This is a genomic window from Ferruginibacter profundus, assembly GCF_054783275.1.
The window spans coordinates 571,185-594,923 of record NZ_BAAGQW010000003.1; the positions used below are offsets into that span (position 1 = coordinate 571,185).

The window sequence follows — 23,739 nt, forward strand, 5'->3', positions numbered from 1 at the left end:
TTTAATTATGAACAATACACTGCTTAAAAAACTACTCGTACTTTCTTTAAGTTCTTTTTTATTTATAACTGCCGGGGCACAAAATTTTTTATTAAAGGGAAAGATCACTACCAGCGACGGCAAACCTGCCGCTAAAGTAAATGTGCAGCTTACCGAAACCAGCCAAACAGCCATCACAGGTGAAGATGGCAGCTATCATTTTGCAAAACTCAGCCCCGGTAAATATAATGTAGTAGTTTCGTATACCGGCCTTGCCACACAGGCAAAACATTTTACAGTTACAAAAGAAACCGGTGAGGAAACCATCAATTTTATATTGGTAGAAAATTACACAGAACTTACAGAGATCATTATTGCTGCGTCTAAAACCAAATTAGACCGCATAGCTACCATTGGTAAATTACCTATAAAACCGATGGACCTGCCCCAGGCCACCGCTGTTATTGAGCGCCAGGTTATAGAACGCCAGCAGGTACAAACATTAGGAGATGCAGTACAAAATTTAAATGGCGTTTATGTAATGGGTACTACCGGTGGTTACCAGGAAGAACTGGCATCAAGAGGTTTTGCATTTAACAGCAACAATACTTTTAAAAACGGCGTACGCTATAATAACAGTATAATGCCTGAAGTAAGCGGCCTGGAAAATATTGAAGTATTAAAAGGAGGTAATGCTATTTTATTTGGTACTGTTGGTGCAGGTGGCGTATTAAATATTGTTACCAAAAAACCCTTGTTTAACAACGGTGGCAGCGTAAGTTTTCAAACAGGCAGCTACGATTATTATAAACCCGCCATTGATGTATATGGCGCAATTAACAACAGTAAACATGTGGCCTACAGGGTTAACAGCAGTTTTACCAAAGCCGGCAGTTACAGGGACGATGTAGAATCGCAACGTTTTTATATCAACCCCTCTTTATTAATAAAAATAGGTGCCGGAACAGAATTGCTGCTGGAAGGTGATTATACACAAGACAACCGTAACCTTGATTTTGGTACCGGCGCTATTTATTACAAGGTAGCCAATACGCCAAGAAGCCTTTATTTGAACCTGCCCTGGAGTTATAACAATGCAGAACAACTTGCCGCCACATCAACACTTACGCACAAGCTGAATGATAACTGGCAAATAAAAGCAGTATTCAGCACCAGGAAATATAACAATGAATTATTTGGCGCTGCCAGGCCCAATGCCAACAGCCAGTTTATTGATTCTTCTGCTGCAAATTATGGCAGATGGGTAAGGGGCCTGGTGAGAAATAAAAATATTGAACAATATAATTTTGCATCAGCTGATGTAACCGGAAAATTTTTAACCGGGAAAATAGCACACACTTTATTAGCAGGCATTGATGCTGATATGATTAAAACTAGCGCTTATACTTATGACCTTACACAGTTCAGGGCCGACAAAAAAAATATTTACGATACCATAAATATTTTTGGCACCAAACAATACACCCAAAGAAATGATATACCCAATGTACCCTGGGCATTTTATACCAATGCCCCTGTAAGCCGCCTGGGTGTTTATGTTCAGGATTTTGTTGAGATCTCTTCCAAAATAAAAATGCTGGCCGGTATAAGGTATTCTGTTTCCAAAACGGAAACACTGGATAGTATTTACGCAACCGGTATTGAAAAAATGCACAGCGAAAAAAGAGCTACCGATGCTTTCAGCCCAAGAGTGGGGCTGGTATATCAGCCCGCTAAAAACATTTCAGTATTTACCAGTTATACTAATACCTACGAGTTAAATACTGCCGTTGATACTTTTGGCGTGATATTGAAACCCTCCATCATTAACCAGTATGAGTTAGGTGTAAAAACATTGTTGTTCAATAACCTTGTTTCATTAAATGCTACCGGTTATATTATCAACAACAACAATGCAGTGCAGAGTTACCCTAATCTTTCGCCTACCGACAGCCGCAGGGAAATTGGCGGGCAAACTCAAAGCAAAGGTGTGGAAGTGGATGTAGTAACTAAAAGCATTAATGGTTTTAATATCAATGCAGGTTATAGTTACAATGATATCCGGTACAAAAAAAGTACGCTGTATGTGCCGGGTAGCAGAATTTTATATACTCCAAATCATACTGCCAATACACATATTTATTATACTGTAAAGCCAACGCATAAATTAAATGGTTTAAATGCAGGTGTTGGTGTTTATTATGTTGGGGAAAGAGTAGCAGGCAGAAGCACCACAAAAGCCAATCCCGGTTATGCATTAATGCCTGTGCCCGAATACTTTTTATTTGAAGCCAGCATTGGTTATACTTATCAGAACGTACGCTTCCGTTTTAAAGTAAATAATATTTTAAACCAGTTAAGTTATAATGTACATGATGATAATAGTGTAAACCCTATTGCACCAAGGCAATTTACTTCTACAATAAGTTATAAATTTTAATCTCACCGCTTATTGTATTATTCTTAATGCAAAAAATATTCTGTAGCCGGAATATTTTTTGCATTTTACCAGGAATGTTTACAGCTGTGTACTCTTTCCTGTTAATCACAACTGATTTCAAATTGTTTTTTATGACATTGCTCATATCGCCACCTGATCTTTCTTAGCATGTCTGTCACCACTTAGTAAAACAATCGCATTTTTACTCTTTATAAAACATAATGACAATTCTGTGATAAAACTATTTTATTGCTGAAACAACTTTGTGCTAAGAAAATGAAAGCAATAAAAAAATATAACCGCATCTTTAGTGTTCTTTTTGGAGCATTATTAATAGCCAATGTTTCGTTTGCACAAAAAAATGTAAAAGATACCGGCTTTAATAAACTTACAACTATTGATGAAGTTATAGTTACTGCTACACGTACACAAAAAAGTATTGGTAATATCCCCGTTCCCATACAGGTGATCAGTAAAAAATTTATTCAGCAAACAGGCTCCCAGAAACTGATTGATATTTTACAACAGCAAACTGGTTTGGTATTAGCCGATAATCCATTAGGGCAGGCATTACAAGGGTACCCCAATCCATTCGGAAGCGGTATACAATTACAAGGACTTGACCCGGCCTATACTTTAATATTATTGGATGGAGAACCGCTTACCGGCAGAAATGCCGGCATTTTAAACCTGGGCAGGGTTGCAGTAGGAAATATTCAGCAGATTGAAATTGTAAAGGGCCCCGCTACCAGTTTATATGGCAGTGATGCATTGGCTGGTGTTATTAATATCATTACAGAAAAACCAACAAATACCACAGCAGGTGTACAGTTGCACCACTCTACCAATAATACCTGGGGATTTACCGCCAGTTCTTTTATCAAAAAAAATAAAACCGCTTTTCAGTTGTTTGCCAACCGCTACAGCAGCAGTGGTTATGATTTAGATAAAAGCATTTATGGTAAAACTGCAGACCCGTACCGTAATTATTCTTTTGCTGCAAAAATGTTTTATGATATCAGCAGCCATTCGCAATTACAAACCTCTGCAAGGGTATTCACTCAAAAACAATTTAATAATTACCTGGTATATACAGGTACACAGCCTGAAGCAGTAGATGGCACCAGCAACGAATCTGACTGGAGTGTAAATAATCAATTACTCACTACACTATCCAGGAAAATAAAATTAGCCTCCAGGTTATATATTACCGGCTATCAAAACAATGCAGAAGTTTTTTTACAGGACAATAAACAGTTGTATGATAAATCGTTCTTACACCAGTTTTTATTAAAACCCGAAATACAGGTTGAAGCAGGTGAAAAGATCAACCAGAAATTAATTGCCGGTGCCGGTTATAATTACGAAACCATTGACGCCAACCGCTATGCCGAAAGTCATAATTTTAATGCCTTTTATTTTTTTACACAAAAAGAATGGCTGTTCAGCAACAGGTTAAATGTAACCGCCGGTGCAAGATTAGATAAACACACTTTATACAACCTGCAATTCAATCCTAAATTAGCAGTGGCTTATAAATTTTTTAATAAACTTACTGTTAATGCATCCATTGGTACAGGATTTAAGGCTCCCGATTTTCGTCAGCAGTTTTTAAATTTTACAAATTCATTGGTGGGTTATACATTATTAGGTGCCAACGAACTTTCAAGCGGTTTGCAGCAATTACAACAACAAGGGCAGATTGATCCTTCCATAAATATCACACCCTACCTCGGCAGCCATACTTTATTGCCCGAAAAATCTGTTGGTACCAATATCGGTATGCGTTTTACATTGACGAATAAAACACAAATCACTTCAAACCTGTTCCGTAACGATATCAATAATTTAATTGACCGGTATAATCTTCCTTTTACCAAAGTAAATAATCAATCAATTTACAGTTACCAGAATATCAACAAAGTGTTTACCCGTGGTTTTGATGTGAATATTAGCCAGCAATTGAATAAACAATTTTCCATCAGTGGCGGCTACCAGTATTTAGAAGCGAAAGATAAAGATGTTGTAAAAAAAATACAGGCCAACCAGGTAGTAAAAAGAGATCCGGTAACTTTTGTAAGTACTTATGTGAGCAGGAAAGATTACGGTGGGTTATTCAATCGCAGTAAACATGCTGCTAATCTTCAGCTGGTATATAATAGTCATAAAAATAATTTCTCTTCCAGCATCAGGGCAATATACCGTGGCCGCTATGGTTACAGCGATATTAATGGCGATAATATTTTAGACGATGACAGGGAATATGTAAGCGGCTATACTTTGATCAATGCATCAGTAACCAAAACATTTAAAGGCGGATTTGAATTACAAACCGGAAGTGATAATATTTTAAATCACCGCGATAAAGATAAACTGCCCAATCTTTATGGCAGAACTTATTTCGTCAATTGCAACATTAATCTTAACCATATACTTTCTTTCAACAAAAAACAATAATCAAATGAAAAAAACAATTTTAGCAACTGTGGTATTAGGCACCGTTTTAATTTTCACTGCAAGTTCATGCAAAAAAGATTCCGTTACCCCGCAGGTAACCATTATTGAAAAGACAGATTCTGTAAAAGTGAATTTCAGTTCTGCATCACCTTATACTTTTTTTAGTTTTAAAAACGATGCCATCGTTCCCAACAGCGATAGTGCCACTACCAAATGGGATTTTGGTTTACGCTTTACCACATTTATTTTAAACAGCCATACTTACGGGCCCGGTAATGCAGGTGCAATTTTGCAAAGCGGTATCTATAGCAATGTAACTACTGCACCCGATGCAGGTTATGCTTACGATACCACAGCTTCTCAAAAAGCAATTAAAGACGGCAGCTGGTACGATTACAACCCTACCACACATGCATTTTCACCCAAAGCAGGGCAAACTTTTATCTTTCGCACAGCAGATAATTATTATGTAAAAATGGAATTGCTGGCAGTAGATTATGAGGCATTTACCGGCCCGGTACCTCAGCGTTTAATTTATCGCTTCCGTTATACCTATCAATCCAATAACTCTAAGAACTTTTAAATTATACGAAGCACTAAAAACGAAAAGCATCCCGGAATAAACGGGATGCTTTTTCTTGTACGAATTTTCGCCAAGCACAAATAAAGTGGCCTTTTACGGAATCAGATCTTATCGGTTTTGATGGATATTGAACAATTCATTTTCTGGATATGGATTTTAAAAACGGACCCATATTATGGTATAAAAAAAATGTGACGGGAGTAAGACTACCCCCGTCTTTACCCTAATAAAACCCTAAACCAGCAAAAATTTAAAACACTTTTGTGTTTGTAATAATTTTATTTCAACAGTATTGGAAATATGTATGTTCATTGGTATTGGAAAACTACTATTTATATATTTGAGGAATTTGCAATAAGGAATTTATTAAAACCCTGCCATCACAAAACTGCCTTCACCGAATTATTTACCAATATTATGCCAATGCTAAAAAATGTGGATAACTAGCGGTAAAAGTGAGTACCAATATAGCTTTCACGGAATTTTACGATAATAGGTTGTGTGTCAAAAACATAGCTCTCGTAATTTCACTTATTTTAGTATTGAAAAATACGTGGTGGAATTCATTACCATTTTAAAATGGTATCTGCAGCAGATGGACTGATATGTTTGAATAATGTATTTTATACACCGCCTATTTTAGTACCTTTGCACCCTTATTTTAACAGGGTCAGACGAGGGCGTCAGACCATCGATTTTTTAACCTGGTCAGACGCCCCAGTCTGGCCAAGCAATGACCGGAAATTTTATGGCAGGCAAATACAAAGAATACAACCAGTTGAATTTACCCTCTATAGGGGAAGAAATTTTAGCCAGGTGGAACCAGGCCCATGCCTTTGAAAAAAGTGTGGAGCTAAGGGAAGGCGAAACACCATTCGTTTTTTATGAGGGGCCGCCAAGTGCCAATGGCATGCCCGGCATTCACCATGTGATCAGCCGTACTTTAAAAGACCTGGTGTGCCGCTATAAAACCATGCAGGGTTTCCAGGTGCAACGCAAGGGCGGATGGGATACGCATGGCCTGCCTATTGAACTGGGCGTGGAAAAGGAACTGGGTATCACCAAGGAAGATATCGGCAAAAAAATAAGTGTAGAAGATTATAATAAAAAGTGCCGGGAAGTAGTGATGCGCTTTAAAGATAAGTGGGATGATATCACACAAAGAATGGGCTATTGGGTTGACCTGAATAACCCCTACATCACTTTTGAAAATAATTATATTGAAACTTTGTGGTGGTGCCTGAGCGAATTGTATAAAAAAGGTTACCTGTACGAGAGCGTGAGTATACAGCCTTACTCACCCGCTGCAGGTACAGGTTTATCCAGCCATGAATTAAACCAGCCGGGCACTTATAAAGATGTAAAGGATACCAGTGCAACGGTGATGTTCAGGGTAATTCAAAATTCAAAATTTAAACTGCACAATGTTGCCGCAGATGTTTATTTAATGGCATGGACCACCACCCCATGGACATTGCCCTCTAATTTAGGATTAACTGCCGGGCCAAATATTGATTACGTTTTAGTAAAGACTTTTAATCCCTATACGCATCTTCCGATAGATGTTATTTTGGCCAAAGCATTAATAGGAAAATACTTTAAAGCAGATGGAGAGAATGGTGACTTTGATAATTATTCTGCCGAAGTAAAATTGATACCCTGGAAAATTGTTGCTGAATTTAAAGGGAAAGATCTTGAAGGTGTGGAATACGAACAATTATTACCTTCTGAAGCAAACACTTTAGAAAAAATACAGGAAATAACTCCGGGTGCACAGCCGTTCAGAGTTATACTGGGAGATTTTGTTACTACAGAAGATGGTACCGGTATTGTACATACGGCACCTGCTTTTGGTGCGGATGATTACCGTGTGGGAAAGAAAAATAACCTGGGCATTTTAACCCTGGTGGATAAGCAAGGGAAATTTGTGGATGGTGTGGGCGAATTCAGCGGCCGCTATGTTAAAGATTATAAAGATGAGAAAGGCTATATAGATGTGAATGTAGACATCGCTGTAAAATTAAAATTAGAGAACCGTGCTTTTAAAGTAGAAAAATACGAACATAATTATCCGCATTGCTGGCGTACCGATAAACCCATTATTTATTACCCGCTGGATGCATGGTTTATTAAAACCACGGCTGTAAAAGACAGGATGGTGGAACTGAATAAAACGATCAACTGGAAACCTGCAGCCACCGGCACCGGTCGTTTTGGTAACTGGTTAGAGAATATGGTGGATTGGAATTTAAGCCGTTCAAGATTCTGGGGAACACCTTTGCCCATCTGGAAAACTGAAGATGGTGAAGAACAAAAATGTATCGGCAGTATTGAGGAATTAAATACCGAAATAAGAAAAGCGGCTGAAGTATTAGGTGGCGAAACCAACAAACATTATTTACACGAAGGCATATTGGACCTGCATAAGCCTTATGTAGATGATATTGTTTTGATATCTGCAACCGGCAAACCAATGAAACGTGTACCCGATTTAATTGACGTGTGGTTTGATAGCGGTGCCATGCCTTATGCCCAATGGCATTTTCCTTTTGAAAATAAAGAGCAGTTTAAAAAATCTTTCCCGGCAGATTTTATAGCCGAAGGGGTTGACCAGACAAGGGGATGGTTTTATACTTTACATGCATTAGGGGTGTTGTTATTTGATTCTGTTGCCTACAAAACTGTAGTGAGCAATGGCCTGGTATTGGATAAAAATGGCAACAAGATGAGCAAACGCCTGGGCAATGTGGTAGACCCTTTTGAAACCATTAATAAATATGGTGCCGATGCCACACGCTGGTATCTTATCACCAATGCATCTCCATGGGATAGTTTGAAATTTGATATTGGTGGTATACAGGAAGTACAACGCAAATTCTTTGGTACACTTTATAATACCTACCAGTTTTTTGCATTGTATGCCAATGTAGATGGTTTTGCATTTAAAGAAAATTATGTGCCCGTAAAAGAAAGGCCCGAGATAGATCAGTGGATCTTATCTTCTTTAAATACTTTAATAAAAACAGTGCAGCAAAGCATGGATGATTACGAGCCTACACAGGCAGGCCGTGCTATTGAAGAGTTTGTGGATTCGCATTTAAGTAACTGGTACGTTCGTTTATGCCGCCGCCGTTTCTGGAAGGGTGAATATGAACAGGATAAAATATGTGCCTACCAGACTTTGTACGAATGCCTGGAAACCCTGTCTTTGTTAATTGCACCCATTGCGCCATTTTTTGCCGATTGGTTATTTGTTAATCTGAATGAAGTAAGCAACCGTTTTGCAAACGAATCAGTCCATCATGTATTATTTCCTGAAGTAAAAGAAGCGGTGATTAATGCTGACCTGGAAAAAAGAATGCAACTGGCACAGGATGCTTCTTCTTTAATATTGTCGCTTCGCAAAAAAGTGAATATTAAAGTGCGCCAGCCTTTGCAAAAAGTATCTATCCCGGTTATTGATAAGGAAATGGTGGAAAGGATAAAACTGGTGGAAGACATCATTAAGGCCGAAACGAATATTAAGGAAATTGAGATACTGGCTGAAGACAATAATTTCATCCGCAAAAAAGCCAAGGCCAATTTTAAAACTCTGGGCAAAAAGCTGGGGGCAAAAATGAAATGGGCGGCCGATAAGATCGTAAAATTTGATAATGCCACCATCGATAAGGTGCAGGAAGGTAATTACCTGCTCAACAGCGATCATGCAACAAAGGGAGAAGAAGAAATATATATCAGTGCAGAGGACCTGGAAGTATCCACCGATGAGATCCCTGGTTTTGAAGTAGCCAACAAAGGCGCTTTAACCGTGGCCCTGGATATTGTGATCAGCGACGAACTTAAAAAGGAAGGTGATGCCCGTGAATTTGTGAACCGCATCCAGAACATCCGTAAGGAAAGTGGCTTTAACCTTACCGATAGAATTATTGTGAAAGTATCTGCAAATGAGGGGCTGCAAGCGTCTTTTAGTGAATATAAATCTTATATTTGCGCCGAAATTTTGGCTGATTCCTTAGAGTTTTTGCCGGAAATTAACGATGGTAACGCTATTGAAATTAACGAATCCATTGTAAATGTGAACGTTATAAAAAAAGGAACATAACATGGCAACAAAAAAGAAAGCTGCAAAACCTGCAGCAAAAAAGCCTGCTAAACCTGTTAAACCTGCTGCCAAAAAGGTAGCACCAGCTAAAAAGCCTGCAAAAACTGCTCCTAAAAAGGTGGTAAAGCCGGTTGCAAAAGCAAAAAAACCAGTAGCTAAACCGGTTGCAAAAAAAGCGGCACCAGTTAAAAAAGTTGCTAAACCAGTCGCAAAACCAGTATCAAAAAAGCCGGTAGCTGTAAAAAAACCGGTACAAAAACCTATGGCAAAAAAAGTTGAAGAAAAGAAACCGGAAGTGAAGCCGGCCCCTGTTAAAGCTACCACTCCTGCACCTTCTGCAGCTGCAGTAAAAGCGAAGGATATTAAAGTGGCACCGCCTAAACCAGTTGTTATACCTAAAATAAACACTAAAACCTCACGTAAGTACCAGCCTGATTTCACTAAATCAGTATTGGATCAACCTAAAAATGATCCGGGTGCTCCAATCGTAAGATACAGTGATTCTGACCTGACAGAATTCAGGGAGTTGATTCAACGTAAGCTGGAATCTGCAAAAAAAGAATTGGCTTATTTGCAAGGTTTAATTACCCGTAAGGATGAAATGGGTGGCGATAACGACGATGCCCGTTACATGACGATGGAAGATGGCAGCATGAGCATGGAAAGAGAACAATTAAGCCAGATGGCCAGCCGCCAGATCACTTTTATTGATCACCTTGAAAAGGCATTGATGCGTATTGAAAACAAAACCTATGGCATTTGCCGCGTTACCGGTAAGCTGATAGATAAAGCCCGTTTACGTGCTGTACCACATGCTACTTTAAGCATTGAGGCTAAGATGGGATCGGCCAAATAAGGCAAAGTATTAAAAGTATATAAATTAAGTCAGGGAGAATGAGTAATCGTTCTCCCTTTTTCTTTATAATTTTAAACTGGCTTACAATTTTGTACGCAAATGTATTAATCCATGTTAATCCCCGCCGGCGGACGGGGCAAGTTGTGAAATCCGTGGCACATTATGTTTAAAAAATTAAGAACTGTTATTTACAATGTAAGCGATGTACCAAAAGCTAAAGCCTGGTATATCGATCTTACGGGCAATCAACCTTATTTTGACGAACCTTTTTATGTGGGTTTTGACTTTAATGGTTGCGAATTGGGTTTGCACCCCGAAGATGAAACTGTTACCAGGGGCAATCAATCTGTTGCTTATTGGGCTGTAGATAATATTGAAGCATGCGTACAACAACTGATTAAAAAAGGTGCTACAGTTTTATCAGACGTAACTGATGTAGGCGGTGGTATAAAAGCCGCTACGGTCATCGACCCCTGGGGCAATGCCGTGGGGCTGATTGAAGGTGCGTAAAACATTATTGTTAAGTTATAGTTGTTGCTGCAACGCCGCTATTAGAGCTGCTGCAATAGTTTTAACTTTACTATTCACTTTTAAAATTATTTGCAATGTTGAATAAGAAATTAGGTGCACAAGGTATCATGGCATCTCAATTGGGCCTGGGCTGTATGGGCATGAGTGAATTTTATGGCACCACCAATGATGCAGAAAGTTTACAAACCTTACACAGGGCTTTAGATTTAGGTATCACTTTCTGGGATACTGCTGATGTTTATGGCCCCTACCTGAATGAAATATTATTAGGCAAAGCATTAAAGGGAATACGACAACAAATTACACTGGCCACCAAATTTGGTATACTTCGTGATCTAGCTAATCCTTCAAAAAGAGGACTGAATGGCAAACCGGAATATGTGCAGTCTTCCTGCGAAGCCAGTTTAAAAAGGCTGGATACTGATGTTATTGATCTGTATTACCTGCACCGTGCAGACCCTACCACGCCCATTGAAGAAACTGTTGGCGCCATGGCCGACCTGGTTAAAGCCGGCAAGGTTCGTGGTGTTGGTTTATCCGAGGTATCGGTAGCCACTATACGAAAAGCGCACGCTGTTCACCCGCTTACTGCCATACAAAGCGAATACTCCTTATGGACAAGAGACCCCGAAAATGATGTATTGCAAACCTGTAAGGAACTGGGTATTGCATTTGTTGCCTACAGCCCGCTGGGCAGAGGTTTTTTAACCGGGCAGATAAAGAAGTTTGAGGATTTTGAGGCCAACGATTACCGCCGTTTTTCACCACGTTTCCAGGGTGATAATTTTCAAAAGAATTTAGATCTTGTACATCAGCTGGAGCAGCTGGCTTTGCAAAAAGGCTGTACTACTTCGCAACTGGCATTAGCATGGGTACTGGCACAGGATGAAAATATTTTTCCTATCCCCGGCACCAAACGCATTAAATATTTAGAAGAAAACGCAGGTGCATTGAAGGTTCGTTTTTCTAAAGAAGAATTGGATATGATAAATGCGATAGCACCTAAAGATGTGGCAGCAGGCATGCGTTATCCCGAACAGATGATGCAATCGCTTAATGGATAAAATATTTTAAAAATACCCACTCAACGGTATTGTACTGCATGCTTTCAATTTGTTCTTTTACAGAAAAAAATGAAGCTATTCACTTTACTATTGCTGTTATGTACTGTTAATGCCAAGGCACAGCTATCTGAAAAGCAATTGAAGGAATTGCATGATAACACCGCTAAAATAGAAAGTACCACAGCAAAGCTGAATGAATCCATCAATGAAAGTATGCATAGAACAGATTCTATGAATATGGTTCGTTTTAATGAGCAGAATGCCCGTAACCTGGATGCTTTTATGGCTGCCCGCAAAGAACAGGAAAACAAACAAATGAAACGCATGTACTGGCGCCTGGGGTTTGGTATATTGATGCTGGTAGTTTTAATTGTGGGTTGGACGAGGAAGAAGAAAGCAAAAGTGTAAGGCTTATTTTACTTCCTGCATATCCACCAGCCTTTTATAAAATCCGTGCTGTTCAATTAAACTGTCATGCGTTCCTCTTTCAACAATTTCACCTTTTTGCAAAACAATAATTTCATCTGCATGGCGAATGGTAGATAACCGATGTGCAATTACAATTGACGTACGGTTAGTCATTAAATTATTGATGGCATCCTGTACCAGTCTTTCACTTTCTGTATCTAATGAAGAAGTGGCTTCATCCAGAATTAAAATAGGTGGATTTTTTAAGACTGCCCTTGCAATAGTTAAACGTTGTCTTTCGCCGCCGCTTAGCTTGCTTCCCCTGTCGCCGATATTAGTATTGTAGCCCTCTTCTTTCCGAACAATATAGTTATGCGCATTCGCCACTTTTGCAGCATGCTCAATGGCTTCGGTTGTGGCATGCTCCACACCCAATGTAATATTATTGGCAATGGTATCATTAAATAGTATAGGCTCCTGCGTTACTATGCCCATCAGGCTGCGTAATTCGTTAAGGGAATACTCTTTTATATTAATGCCATCAATTAATAATTCGCCGCTGCTTACATCATGAAATCTTGGTACCAGGTCGGCCAAAGTACTTTTACCTGCCCCACTGCTACCAACCAGGGCAACAGTTTTTCCTTTCTCTACTTTAAGATTGATATTTTTTAAGATGACCACATCGTCATAGGCAAAACCTACATTTTTAAATTCGATGGCATGGTTGAAGGTAGCGATTGATTTTGGCTGCGCTGCTTCTTCTACCGTAACCGGTGCCTGCAGCACTTCTTCAATTCTTGCAATAGCGGCACTGCCTTTTTGCATGTTGTAAAAAGAGGTGGATAGTGATTTGGCAGGAGAGATTATTTGTGTAAATATCCCGATATACATAATAAAACCTGCGCCTGTTAAGCCACCGGTTTCTTTACCTAATACCAATTGACCTCCAAAATATAAAATACCGCAAAGTACTAAAACTCCCATAAATTCTGATAGTGGCGATGCCAGGTCACGCCTGTATTGCATTTTATTTTTGATATGGAAAAGGTCGGTGTTGTTTTGTGTAAATTTATTGCCGATAATTTTTTCTGCCGTAAAAGCCTTTATCACCCTTAAGCCGGTTAATGTTTCTTCCAATACCGACAATGCTTCCCCCTGTTTAATGGCTGCATCATTCGATTGCTTTTTTAAAGACCTGCTTATCCTTCCAATAATAAAACCGGTTGCCGGTAAAAAAATAACCAGGAACAGGGATAATTTAGGGCTGATGAATATTAAGGCACCCAGCAGGATAATAATATTTAAAGGGTCTTTTATTAACCCTTCCACAGTACCCACTACTGAGTTTTCCAGCTCTGCTACATCATTGGTCATCCTGCTCATGATATCGCCTTTGCGTTGCTCTGTAAAATAGCCAATGGGCATACGCAGTATTTTCTGAAATAATTCTTCCCGCAACCTGTTCATTACGCCGTTACGCATAGGAGCTAAAATATAGTACGACAGGTAAGTAAAAAGATTTTTTAAGAACACTGCAACCAATACCATGATACAGATCACTACCACAACATACATCGGGTTATGCTCCAACGACATTTGCTGTAAATAATAACTGATATAGTCAATAAGTTCAGAAGAAGAGGTAATGCGGGCAGGTTTTGTAACCGCCTGTGCATCGGGGTTAAAAATTATTTTAAGAAAAAAGGGTAAAGTACCGATTGAAATAATAGAAAAAACGATTGACAACAGTATGAACAAAAAGTATAACCCAATATTTGCCTTATATGACTTTAGATAGCTGAATAACCTTGCGTATTTCTTCATTGTTTTAAAAATAACCTAAATAGCAGCAAAGTAACTAATTTTACAGCTATTAAAGCGTAAACATTATGTTAGAAGGTAAAAGGCAGAAACAGGTGGCCGGCCTGTTAAATAAGGAGTTGAGTGACATTTTTCAGCGATTGGGCCTGAATATGATTGATGGCGGCATGGTTTCTATAGCCGGGGTAAAAATTACGCCCGATCTTTTTGATGCCCGTATTTATTTAAGTTTTTTTAAAGTAAAGGATAATGATGCTGCATTAAAGAAAATAGAAGAGCATGCCCATGAAATAAAAAAGGAATTGACCACCCGTGTAAGGCACCAGTTAAGAAGTATGCCCAAACTTACTTTTTATATTGATGATACGCTGGAATATGCAGAGAAGATTGAAAAGTTATTTAAAGACATTAACGATAAAGACAAGAAAAGTTAATAGTTGATGGTTCATGGCCAGTAGGCCGCCTTATTTGGCTAAAGAGCTTTTAACTATGAACTATCACCTGTGAACCATCAACTATGTATTTACAATTTGCCTGGAGATATTTTAAAGCAAAAAAAAGTGCCAATGCCATTAATATCATTGCATGGGTAACGGTGGGTGTAATTGCATTTGCCACCTGCTGCCAGGTATTGGTATTAAGTGTTTTTAATGGCTTTGAAGGTTTGGTAAAATCTTTATACGCTTCTTTCTACACCGATATTAAAATCATTCCTTCAAAAGGCAAAACAATTATTCTTACACCGCAACAGTTAGCACAGATCAGGCAACAACCATTTGTACAAAATTTTTCTTTAATAGCAGAGGAAAAAGCATTGTTGCAAAATAGTGATGGTGACGAATCGCAAACAGTGATTTCCTTAAAAGGTGTTGATGATAATTATGGCAGCGTAAGCGGTGTGGCAGCAAAAACCAACCAGGGTAAATTTAATACCGGCACTGTTGATGAGCCCGGCATTGTGCTGGGTGCAGGAATACAATATGCCGCCAATGTAAGTTTAAGTGCGGCTTATAAAACAGACCACCTTACTGTGATTGTACCTAAAAAAAACAGTGGCAGTGATGACCCTTTACAATCTTTAAGCGAAGGTAATGTGGAACCAACCGGGGTGTTTACCATTCAGCAGGATTTTGACAGCAAATACGCAATTACCAATATTGGTTTTGTAAAACAACAAATGGGGTTGGATAGCAATGAGTACACGGCCATTGAATTAAAATTAAACAATACCGCATCTATTGATATTGCCAAAGAGCAATTATCTGCCTTAATGGGCAATAACTACACCGTACAAACACTTTACCAGCAAAATATGAGTTTGTATAATACCATGAAACTGGAGCGCTGGTTCATATTTGCAGTGTTTACACTAATACTGGTCGTTTCTGCTTTTACCATGATCAGCGCTTTAACGATGCTGGTGCTGGAAAAACAAAAAGACATCAGCGTTTTGCAAAGCATGGGTGCCAGCCGTTCGGCTATTTTAAAAATATTTTTAAGCGAAGGTTTATTATTGGGTGGTATTGGTGCCGCCATTGGCATTGCAATGGCTACCCTGCTTTGCCTGGCACAATTAAAATTTAAGCTGATAAAAATGGGTGGCGGTTCTTTTTTAATAGATTATTACCCGGTAAAATTAATTGCAGGCGATTTTGTACTGGTTGCTGTAACAGCAGCCGTTATTGCATTTATTGCGTCGTGGTTTCCTGCACGTAAAGCGGCAGGCCAGGCTTTTGAATTAAGATGATTTAGCTTAGCCAAGCCTTTTCAAAATAGCCAGTCCTTCCTGCCATTCAAAATGACCGGATGCCGAATTAATATGACCGGCATTACCAATATTCACCAGCTCGCTACCCCAGTTATTTGCAAAAAGGGTAGCTCTTTCCAAACTAACCCATACATCATCTGTACTGGCTACAACAATAGTTTTAAAATTAATTTTATCCGCAGGTATTGGGGCAAACCCTGTTGCAGGAAAGGTATATACCGGGTTTTCAACATCACTTGGCGCCACTAATAATGCACCTTTAATTATTCTCTTATATTGTTTAGCCCATTGGGCAATGGTGGTGCAGCCCAAACTATGGCCAATTAAAATAACGGTAGACAGGTCGTAACTAGCCAAGGCTTTATCAATATTGGCAATCCAGTCGTTGCAATAAGGGGCATCCCATTCCTGCTGGTTAATGCGTTTAAAATTAGCTCCCGTACTTTCAAAAAATGTTTGCCAGTGTTCCGGCCCGGAATTACCCAAGCCTGGTACAATAAAATAATTGTTCATCTTTCTGTAATTAAAAAGAGTTGACTGCAAAACAATCAACTCTCTTTTATGATAAAAAATTAAAGCATTAATAATCGCCTAAAGTTTCTGGTAATTGTGCCAGCGCTTTGGCCAGTTGTTCGTCGTTAGGTGCAATACCGTGCCATTCGTGGCTGCCTTCCATAAAATCAATGCCTTTGCCCATGCTCGTTTTCATTAATATCACAATGGGCTTGCCTTTGCCTACCAAAGATTTAGCGGTATTTAATCCGGCCACTACGGCATCCATATCATTACCTTCCATTTCCAGTACTTCCCAGTTAAAAGCCTCAAATTTACCTCTCAGGCTATCCAATCCCATAATTTTTTTGGTCGGGCCGTCAATTTGTTGTCCATTCCAGTCGATAGTTGCAATAAGGTTATCCACGCCTTTATGAGCTGCAAACATTATTGCTTCCCAGTTTTGCCCTTCGTCTAATTCGCCATCGCCGTGCAGGGAATACACAATATTGTCATCATTATTCAGCTTTTTTGCCAAAGCAGCACCAATAGCCACACTCATACCCTGCCCTAATGAACCGCTGGCAACCCGTACTCCGGGCAAATGCTCGTGTGTGGTGGGGTGGCCCTGCAGCCTGGAGTTCAGTTTACGAAAAGTGGCCAGTTCAGATACCGGAAAATAACCGCTGCGTGCCAATGCGCTGTAAAATACAGGAGAAATATGCCCGTTGCTAAGGAAGAAAAGATCTTCTCCAACGCCATCCATACTAAAGCCAGGATTACGCTTCATTATATTAAAATACAAGGCAGTGAAATACTCTGTACAACCTAAAGAACCACCGGGGTGGCCACTTTGAACGGCATGGACCATTCTTACAATATCCCTGCGTATTTGCGATGCTATTTCTGGTAAACTGTTCATTGGAATGATTAATTTATCATTAAATAATTAAACCTTTAAAAATATATTTCCGGTGCAAACCTACTTTAAATCGATTGATAGAAAAATTAAAAAAACAACAGCAAGTTAAATAGTTAATAATAAGTTTATAATTTATTCGTTATTTCATTATAAAATCCGGGAAAAACCAATTTTCACAAAAAAATCCCGAATTAATTTATCAGGCAACTTTTTGGTTTTAAACAGCGTCTTAATAAGTGTTATAAAGTATTTCCTGAAAATATTAGGTTTACTTAAAACATATTTAATACTTTTGTACCATAATGATTGCCATTAAATAATTTGAATGGAACATATCTTACTTAGTGCGTCCCTGGCTTTTTTGATAACTTTTTTTGCCATACCTATTGTAATACAGGTAGCTAAAGACAAAAAATTATTCGACGAGCCCGACGAACGTAAAGTTCACAAAACTGTGATCCCCACCTTAGGAGGCCTTGGCATTTTTGCCGGTTTTATTATCGCCACGTTAATGGGCGTTCCTTCTGGTATTACTTCCGAACTGCAATATTTTGCAGCAGCTACTACCGTAATTTTCTTTTTAGGGCTTAAAGATGACATCCTGGTTTTATCGGCCAGCAAGAAATTTATAGGCCAGTTAGTTGCGGCAGGTATCGTTATTAAGTTTGGAGGTGTTCTTTTAAGCAATATGCATGGTTTTTTAGGTATTTACGAAATACCACGTGTTGCCAGTATCGTTCTTACCATATTTACCATTATCGTTATTACCAATTCTTTTAACCTGATAGATGGTGTTGATGGCCTTGCCGGAAGCCTTGGCGTATTAACCACATTGGTATTTGGTGTTTATTTCTTTTTTGCAGGCCAGTTAACTTATGCGGTTATGGCATTATCACTTGCCGGTAGCACTATTGCCTTTTTAATCTACAATTTCTCTCCCGCTAAAATATTTATGGGTGATACCGGTTCTCTTTTGTTAGGACTGGTGAATTCTATATTGGTTATCAAATTCATTAATGTTGCCGGTAACCCTGCAGCCACCAAATTTGCTTTAGAATCTTCTCCTGCAATTGGCTTTGCTATTCTGATGATCCCATTATTTGATACACTAAGAGTTTTTGCCTTAAGAATACTGGATCGCCGCTCACCATTCAGCCCGGACAGGACGCATGTACACCATTTTTTATTAGATATAGGTTTTAATCACCGCATGATAACCTTTACCTGTGTAGGTGTTAATATTATTTTTATTGCTGCGGCTTACTTCCTGCGCTTTTTAGGCCCCACTACTGTAATAGGTATTTTATTATTATCAGCTTTTGCCTTTATTGGTATTATCTATTATAACCGCCCTAAAAACAAATCGGTAGTAAACAAGCAAAATGCTATTCCTAATACCAATATCATTAAGCCCCGTAAGATACTTACATTGGCACCTGAGAGTGTGGAAGCTGATTAATATTCACCTCCTTTTTGTTATTTCCGTTTTAAAATTATATAAACCGTGATGCAGCGATGTAAATCACGGTTCTTTTTTATAGCTTTGCAGCCACTTAATATTTCTATATGGCCGAAGGATTAGATAAAATACTCAGCGACACCGAAACCTCAATGACCAAAGCTATTAATCACCTGGAAGCAGAACTGGTTAAGATACGTGCCGGTAAAGCCAATCCCAATATGCTGGATGGTATTGTGGCCGACTACTATGGCAATCCTACTGCTATCAATCAAATAGCTAATGTTTCTGTACTGGATGCCCGTACCATTTCGGTACAGCCCTGGGAAAAAAATATGCTGCAGGTAATTGAAAGGGCAATTATCATGGCTAATATTGGTATCAATCCGCAAAATGATGGTACCGTTATCCGTTTGTTTTTACCCCCGCTTACAGAAGAAAGAAGAAAGGAACTGGTAAAGCGTTGTAATGGCGAGGGTGAGCATGCAAAAGTAGCCGTACGCAACATACGCCGGGAAAATATTGAAGCTATAAAAAAATTACAGAAAGAAGGCCTTAGCGAAGATATTTGCAAAGATGCTGAAAAAGAAGTGCAGGATACTACTGATAAATTTATTGCATTGGTAGAAAAACACCTGGCAGCAAAGGAAAAAGAGATAATGGCCGTTTAGAGAAGTACAAAGTTAAAAGTACAGCGTAACTACCGTACAATTCATAACCCGTAACTTTTTTTATATGCAATCTGCCAGGGAAACATGGTTTTTAATATTCTCCGTTCCCTTTTACGCCATTATTATCGGGGCAGAAATTTTATTAAGTAACTGGCAGCACAAAAAATTCTATTCTTTAAAAGCAACACTGCAAAATGTTTACCTCACCCTGGTAAATGCGGGGCTGGATATGTTTTTGCGCTGGGCATTTTATATCAGCGTACTCCGGTGGAGTTTTAATCACCACTTTTTTCAAATTGAAAATGTGTACCTGTATTGGTTTGCGTTGTTTATTTTAGAAGATTTTGCTTTTTATATTGAACACCGCATCGATCATTACTGCCGCATTTTCTGGGCCGTACATGTTACCCATCATTCATCAGAAGAGTTTAACCTTACCACAGGGTTCCGTTCTTCGGTATTGCAACCGGTATATCGTTTTGTATATTTTATTCCATTGGCAATGGCGGGATTTGATCCGCTGGATATTGTGTTCATGTATTCCATTACACAAACCTATGGGATACTGGTGCATACCCAGTACATTAATAAAATGCCCCGCTGGTTCGAAAGTATTTTTGTAAGTCCAAGTCATCATCGGGTACATCATGCCAGCAATGTGATTTACCTGGATAAGAATATGGGCATGTGCCTGATCATCTGGGATAAATTGTTTGGCAGCTTCCAGGAAGAAGTAGAAAGCGAACCAGTAAAATATGGCCTTACCAAACCGGTGGAAAATCATGACCACCCTGTAAAAATTATTTTTCACGAGTGGCAGAATATCGGCAAAGACATCAGTAAGAAATTACCCCTGGGCACACGCCTGAAATATTTGTTTATGCCCCCGGGCTGGAGCCACGACGGTAGCACTAAAACTGCTAGGGAAATGAGGCAGGGCCTGTGATTGCACAGGATGATTTGTGTAAACTTTCGCTTATTTTTGGCTGACAGGTTAATAATGACTCCCCGTTTTTTTATATTATTTTTTGTTATCGCTGCTTTTACCGGTTGCGATTTGAGATCTGCCGCCACTTACCTACAGGAATCAAAACTTGCAGGAGAAAAAGGAGATTACAACCAGGCAATTATATTACTCGGCAAAGCCATAGATAAAAATCCCCAACTTAAAGAGGCCTACATTCAAAGAGGATTGTATTATGAACAGCTTCATCATGAAGATTCTGCTTTAAATAACTACACCGCCCTGTTAAGTTTTGATTCGGCAAATACCATGGCATTATACCATTCAGGGCTTTGTAAATTCAAACAAAAGAAATTTGAAGAAGCAATAGCAACCTATAACAAGGCACTTGTAACCAAAGGCATTCCCGATCCTTCTGATACCACCATTGTTCCCTTACTTGCTGATGAGAATAAAAACGATATGCTTACCGCAACGCCTGCACTAACTGTAAGGGCAGTGCAATTATTTTACGACAGGGGACTGGCTTATTACTCCGGCAATCAAAGTGAAAGAGCATACCATGATTTCAGAACCTGTATTACACAGCAATATAACCTGGATGAATGCTTTTATATGAGTGAGCTTTGTTGCCAGGCTGTTACCAGGAAAGCCTGTGATGCACTAAAAAAAGGGGCTGCTTACGGTAACATGGCCAGCAATCATAGTTTACCGTTGTGCAGGTAAAATAATCACTCCTTGCCTTTCCTATTGGCAAAATAAACTCCGAATAAAATCAACCCTAAACAAGCCACTTGTTTCCAGCCTACTTCTTCGTGGTAAGCAATGCCCCAAACAATAGCTACTACCGGTATGCCATAGGTAACCATGGAAGCAAAAACAGCACCGGCACGTTTTACCAGCATATAAAAAATAATGGAAGCTACTGCTGTACCAAAGATACCCAGTATGGCAGCAGCACCGGTTGACCATAGAATATTTTTGTCTGTAAAATCTGCATTAAAATAACCTGTAAAAGCCAATACCATTAAAGCCGGTATTGCGTTAAGTGTGAGTGCTACGGCTGCTATTTGCAGGGAGCCGATATTTTTTAAATTACGGTGCACCATGTTTACATTGAAGCCATAAAAAATTGTAGCCAGTACCACAAAAGAAACATACAGCAAATTCTGGCTTTCCTGCATATGCCCCTTGCTGAGTAATAATAAAATACTCCCTGCAAAAGAGATCAGTATCCCGAAAATTTTATTGGCAGTAGTTTTACTTTTAAAAAATAAGGCACCGGTTACAATAACAAAAATGGGCGTTAAACTATTTAAAGTGCCAGCCAATGCGCTGTCGATGCCGTTACTGCTTTCAGCTATACAAAATAAGTAAGCCGGTAATAAACTCCCCAGCACGCCACTCATAAAAATCACGAAGATTTTGTCTTTAGGTATCAGCCTGATGTGTTTTATTGCAGTAGGTAATAGAACAATGCCCGAAAAAATAATACGCAATGATGCTACCTGGTATGCAGATAAACTTACCAGCCCTTCTTTCATTAAAATAAAACTGCTGCCCCAGATGATGGAGAGCATAATAAAAATGAACCAATTTAAAAATCCTTGTTTCAAGCCCCAAAATTTAAGCAGCAAAGGTGCAGGATTTGCAACAAAATACCTGAAAACGGTTTTTCTATTCCTGATTTGGTAAACATTGTTTGTATTACTTGTAATTTTTATATAGCTTAGCCGCACCTTGCCCAATGATAGTCTACTTATCTTTTTAACTAAAAAAATTTTCAATTATGGGATTCCTCAAAGAATTTAAAGATTTTGCCATGAAGGGCAACCTGGTTGACATTGCAGTGGCATTTGTAATGGGTGGTGCTTTTGGAAAAGTAGTGACCTCTTTTACAGAAGGTGTTGTTTCGCCTTTGATTGGTATGATTGGCGGGGCTGATCTAAGCAAAAATGCATTAACCCTCAAAGAAAAAGTTACCGATGCGTCGGGAAAAGTGATCAGCGAGGCTGTAGAACTTAAGTACGGTGATTTTTTAACTGCCATCATCAATTTTATTATCGTTGCTTTTGTAATGTTCCTGGTAATTAAAGGTATTAACGCCATGAAGAAAAAGGAAGCAGCAGCCCCCGCCGGCCCATCTTCAACAGATGCGCTGTTAATGGAGATAAGGGATTCATTGAAGAAATAAATTCCCGTTTTTAAATACAACCTTAATAAAGCATTGTTTGTCTTAGTGGCAGCAATGCTTTTTTAATTAAAACAGATAGTATGAAACAAACCTTATTAGCAGCTGCCCTGTTGGGTACAGCATTTTCCGCAACCGCACAGGACGCCACCGTAAAAGGCTTACAAACCTCCGCCAATAAAGAAGTTAAAAGTGCCGAAAAAGATGGCTGGAAACGTGGCGGTACCTTAATCATCAACCTTAACCAGGGCAGCCTGAGCAACTGGGCTGCCGGTGGCGAGCAAAATACCCTGGGCGTAAATGGCATCTTCAATTATGGTATTAATTTCCGGAGAGGCAAAAATACATGGGACAATTATTTTAATCTTGCCCTCGGTTTTCAAAATGCCACCAGTTATAATAAATTCAGAAAAACGGATGACCTGGTTGATGTTACCAGTAAATACGGCTACCAGGTATCAAAAAAATGGTATGCCGCAGCATTGATCAACTTCAATAGCCAGGCATTGGAAGGTTTTGCCTATACTGATACCATTAATACCAAGATATCCAACTTCCTGGCACCCGGAAAATTACTGGTATCACTGGGTATGGATTACAGGCCTGATGATAATTTTTCTCTTTTCATCTCTCCTGTTACCACCCGCTGGATATTTAAAAAAGACCCTGATTTTTATGCCCTCGATAAATTTGGCGTGCCGGCTTTTAAAAAGAGTTATAATGAAATTGGCGCCTATGTTACCGCCAAATACAATAAAGCACTCGCCAAATGGGCCACTTATGCCGGAAGACTGGACCTTTTCAGCAATTATAAAAGAAATCCGCAGAATGTAGACATCTATTTTACCAACCTGCTGGCTATGAAATTTAATAAATGGCTGGGCACTACCATCAGCCTGGATATGATATACGATGATGATATTATTAAAAAAACACAGTTAAAGGAAATTTTAGGTATCGGCCTTACCTTAAAATTGTAAATGAATTGTGGAATAGTTGTGGCCTTAACTTAGCTAATAATTAATACA

The 23,739-nt window shown here is 39.0% G+C and carries 20 protein-coding genes; 16 read left to right on the plus strand and 4 right to left on the minus strand.

What is annotated here, in order from left to right; genetic code table 11:
* Positions 1-7: 7 nt before the first annotated feature.
* The 8 genes from ACYVM0_RS22200 to ACYVM0_RS22235 all read left to right on the plus strand — a co-directional run bounded on the left by ACYVM0_RS22200 (position 8) and on the right by ACYVM0_RS22235 (position 12,420).
* Positions 8-2,419: a TonB-dependent siderophore receptor gene (locus ACYVM0_RS22200; RefSeq protein ID WP_460560782.1), complete on the plus strand. Its 2,412-nt coding sequence runs from the start codon at positions 8-10 to the stop codon at positions 2,417-2,419.
* A gap of 276 nt (positions 2,420-2,695) precedes the next feature.
* On the plus strand, positions 2,696-4,876 hold the full coding sequence (locus tag ACYVM0_RS22205; protein ID WP_460560783.1) for a TonB-dependent receptor plug domain-containing protein: 2,181 nt from the start codon (positions 2,696-2,698) through the stop codon (positions 4,874-4,876).
* 4 nt (positions 4,877-4,880) lie between these two features.
* Entirely contained in the window at positions 4,881-5,459 is a 579-nt protein-coding gene (locus tag ACYVM0_RS22210; RefSeq protein ID WP_460560785.1) for an HmuY family protein, read from the plus strand.
* A gap of 748 nt (positions 5,460-6,207) precedes the next feature.
* Positions 6,208-9,561 carry an isoleucine--tRNA ligase gene (gene ileS / locus ACYVM0_RS22215; RefSeq protein WP_460560786.1) on the plus strand — a complete coding sequence of 1,118 codons (3,354 nt, stop codon included), beginning with the start codon at positions 6,208-6,210 and terminating at the stop codon, positions 9,559-9,561.
* 1 nt (position 9,562) lies between these two features.
* Complete coding sequence (locus ACYVM0_RS22220) at positions 9,563-10,417, plus strand: TraR/DksA family transcriptional regulator (RefSeq protein WP_460560787.1); 855 nt, start codon at positions 9,563-9,565, stop codon at positions 10,415-10,417.
* 162 nt (positions 10,418-10,579) lie between these two features.
* Positions 10,580-10,927: a VOC family protein gene (locus ACYVM0_RS22225; RefSeq protein WP_460560789.1), complete on the plus strand. Its 348-nt coding sequence runs from the start codon at positions 10,580-10,582 to the stop codon at positions 10,925-10,927.
* 95 nt (positions 10,928-11,022) lie between these two features.
* On the plus strand, positions 11,023-12,012 hold the full coding sequence (locus tag ACYVM0_RS22230; RefSeq protein WP_460560791.1) for an aldo/keto reductase: 990 nt from the start codon (positions 11,023-11,025) through the stop codon (positions 12,010-12,012).
* 69 nt (positions 12,013-12,081) lie between these two features.
* Positions 12,082-12,420, plus strand: coding sequence for a hypothetical protein (locus tag ACYVM0_RS22235; protein WP_460560792.1), 339 nt, complete (start codon positions 12,082-12,084; stop codon positions 12,418-12,420).
* 3 nt (positions 12,421-12,423) lie between these two features.
* Here the strand turns inward: ACYVM0_RS22235 and ACYVM0_RS22240 are convergent, their stop codons facing one another.
* On the minus strand, positions 12,424-14,247 hold the full coding sequence (locus tag ACYVM0_RS22240; protein ID WP_460560794.1) for an ABC transporter ATP-binding protein: 1,824 nt from the start codon (positions 14,245-14,247) through the stop codon (positions 12,424-12,426).
* 65 nt (positions 14,248-14,312) lie between these two features.
* On the opposite strand from ACYVM0_RS22240, the gene rbfA reads away from it, so the two are divergent.
* Positions 14,313-14,678 carry a ribosome-binding factor A gene (rbfA, locus tag ACYVM0_RS22245; protein WP_460560796.1) on the plus strand — a complete coding sequence of 122 codons (366 nt, stop codon included), beginning with the start codon at positions 14,313-14,315 and terminating at the stop codon, positions 14,676-14,678.
* 83 nt (positions 14,679-14,761) lie between these two features.
* Positions 14,762-15,991 (plus strand): FtsX-like permease family protein, encoded by a 1,230-nt coding sequence (locus ACYVM0_RS22250; protein WP_460560797.1) that lies wholly within the window; start codon positions 14,762-14,764, stop codon positions 15,989-15,991.
* Positions 15,992-15,997: 6 nt separating this feature from the next.
* Here the strand turns inward: ACYVM0_RS22250 and ACYVM0_RS22255 are convergent, their stop codons facing one another.
* Together ACYVM0_RS22255 and ACYVM0_RS22260 are read right to left on the minus strand one after the other, a co-directional pair.
* Positions 15,998-16,525, minus strand: a complete 528-nt coding sequence (locus tag ACYVM0_RS22255) for an RBBP9/YdeN family alpha/beta hydrolase (protein ID WP_460560799.1) — start codon at positions 16,523-16,525, stop codon at positions 15,998-16,000.
* 67 nt (positions 16,526-16,592) lie between these two features.
* A complete protein-coding gene (locus ACYVM0_RS22260) occupies positions 16,593-17,426 on the minus strand; it encodes a transketolase (protein ID WP_460560800.1) in 834 nt (277 codons plus the stop codon).
* A gap of 325 nt (positions 17,427-17,751) precedes the next feature.
* Here ACYVM0_RS22260 and ACYVM0_RS22265 point away from each other — a divergent pair, with 325 nt between their 5' ends.
* The 4 genes from ACYVM0_RS22265 to ACYVM0_RS22280 all read left to right on the plus strand — a co-directional run bounded on the left by ACYVM0_RS22265 (position 17,752) and on the right by ACYVM0_RS22280 (position 21,246).
* A complete protein-coding gene (locus ACYVM0_RS22265; protein ID WP_460560802.1) occupies positions 17,752-18,885 on the plus strand; it encodes a glycosyltransferase family 4 protein in 1,134 nt (377 codons plus the stop codon).
* Between the two features lie 107 nt (positions 18,886-18,992).
* Positions 18,993-19,556: a ribosome recycling factor gene (gene frr, locus ACYVM0_RS22270; RefSeq protein ID WP_430987766.1), complete on the plus strand. Its 564-nt coding sequence runs from the start codon at positions 18,993-18,995 to the stop codon at positions 19,554-19,556.
* 64 nt (positions 19,557-19,620) lie between these two features.
* The gene (locus tag ACYVM0_RS22275) at positions 19,621-20,502 is read left to right on the plus strand and encodes a sterol desaturase family protein (protein WP_460560804.1); all 882 of its coding nucleotides are present in this window, start codon (positions 19,621-19,623) and stop codon (positions 20,500-20,502) included.
* A gap of 54 nt (positions 20,503-20,556) precedes the next feature.
* Positions 20,557-21,246: a tetratricopeptide repeat protein gene (locus tag ACYVM0_RS22280; RefSeq protein ID WP_460560806.1), complete on the plus strand. Its 690-nt coding sequence runs from the start codon at positions 20,557-20,559 to the stop codon at positions 21,244-21,246.
* 5 nt (positions 21,247-21,251) lie between these two features.
* Here ACYVM0_RS22280 and ACYVM0_RS22285 read toward each other — a convergent pair whose 3' ends face one another.
* On the minus strand, positions 21,252-22,136 hold the full coding sequence (locus ACYVM0_RS22285; protein WP_460560808.1) for a DMT family transporter: 885 nt from the start codon (positions 22,134-22,136) through the stop codon (positions 21,252-21,254).
* A 173-nt stretch (positions 22,137-22,309) separates the two neighbouring features.
* On the opposite strand from ACYVM0_RS22285, the gene mscL reads away from it, so the two are divergent.
* Both mscL and ACYVM0_RS22295 read left to right on the plus strand, forming a co-directional pair.
* On the plus strand, positions 22,310-22,714 hold the full coding sequence (gene mscL, locus ACYVM0_RS22290; RefSeq protein ID WP_460560810.1) for an MscL family protein: 405 nt from the start codon (positions 22,310-22,312) through the stop codon (positions 22,712-22,714).
* Positions 22,715-22,794: 80 nt separating this feature from the next.
* Positions 22,795-23,691, plus strand: coding sequence for a DUF3078 domain-containing protein (locus ACYVM0_RS22295; protein ID WP_460560812.1), 897 nt, complete (start codon positions 22,795-22,797; stop codon positions 23,689-23,691).
* Positions 23,692-23,739 lie beyond the last annotated feature (48 nt).

Coding starts and splice junctions, on each gene's coding strand:
- ACYVM0_RS22260 (WP_460560800.1), bottom strand. CDS start 17,426: ATGAACAGTTTACCAGAAATAGCATCGCAAATACGCAGGGATATTGTA.
- ACYVM0_RS22295 (WP_460560812.1), top strand. CDS start 22,795: ATGAAACAAACCTTATTAGCAGCTGCCCTGTTGGGTACAGCATTTTCC.
- ACYVM0_RS22205 (WP_460560783.1), top strand. CDS start 2,696: ATGAAAGCAATAAAAAAATATAACCGCATCTTTAGTGTTCTTTTTGGA.
- ACYVM0_RS22265 (WP_460560802.1), top strand. CDS start 17,752: ATGGAACATATCTTACTTAGTGCGTCCCTGGCTTTTTTGATAACTTTT.
- ACYVM0_RS22220 (WP_460560787.1), top strand. CDS start 9,563: ATGGCAACAAAAAAGAAAGCTGCAAAACCTGCAGCAAAAAAGCCTGCT.
- ACYVM0_RS22240 (WP_460560794.1), bottom strand. CDS start 14,247: ATGAAGAAATACGCAAGGTTATTCAGCTATCTAAAGTCATATAAGGCA.
- ileS (WP_460560786.1), top strand. CDS start 6,208: ATGGCAGGCAAATACAAAGAATACAACCAGTTGAATTTACCCTCTATA.
- mscL (WP_460560810.1), top strand. CDS start 22,310: ATGGGATTCCTCAAAGAATTTAAAGATTTTGCCATGAAGGGCAACCTG.
- ACYVM0_RS22225 (WP_460560789.1), top strand. CDS start 10,580: ATGTTTAAAAAATTAAGAACTGTTATTTACAATGTAAGCGATGTACCA.
- ACYVM0_RS22255 (WP_460560799.1), bottom strand. CDS start 16,525: ATGAACAATTATTTTATTGTACCAGGCTTGGGTAATTCCGGGCCGGAA.
- rbfA (WP_460560796.1), top strand. CDS start 14,313: ATGTTAGAAGGTAAAAGGCAGAAACAGGTGGCCGGCCTGTTAAATAAG.
- ACYVM0_RS22280 (WP_460560806.1), top strand. CDS start 20,557: ATGACTCCCCGTTTTTTTATATTATTTTTTGTTATCGCTGCTTTTACC.
- ACYVM0_RS22210 (WP_460560785.1), top strand. CDS start 4,881: ATGAAAAAAACAATTTTAGCAACTGTGGTATTAGGCACCGTTTTAATT.
- ACYVM0_RS22275 (WP_460560804.1), top strand. CDS start 19,621: ATGCAATCTGCCAGGGAAACATGGTTTTTAATATTCTCCGTTCCCTTT.
- ACYVM0_RS22235 (WP_460560792.1), top strand. CDS start 12,082: ATGAAGCTATTCACTTTACTATTGCTGTTATGTACTGTTAATGCCAAG.
- frr (WP_430987766.1), top strand. CDS start 18,993: ATGGCCGAAGGATTAGATAAAATACTCAGCGACACCGAAACCTCAATG.
- ACYVM0_RS22250 (WP_460560797.1), top strand. CDS start 14,762: ATGTATTTACAATTTGCCTGGAGATATTTTAAAGCAAAAAAAAGTGCC.
- ACYVM0_RS22230 (WP_460560791.1), top strand. CDS start 11,023: ATGTTGAATAAGAAATTAGGTGCACAAGGTATCATGGCATCTCAATTG.
- ACYVM0_RS22200 (WP_460560782.1), top strand. CDS start 8: ATGAACAATACACTGCTTAAAAAACTACTCGTACTTTCTTTAAGTTCT.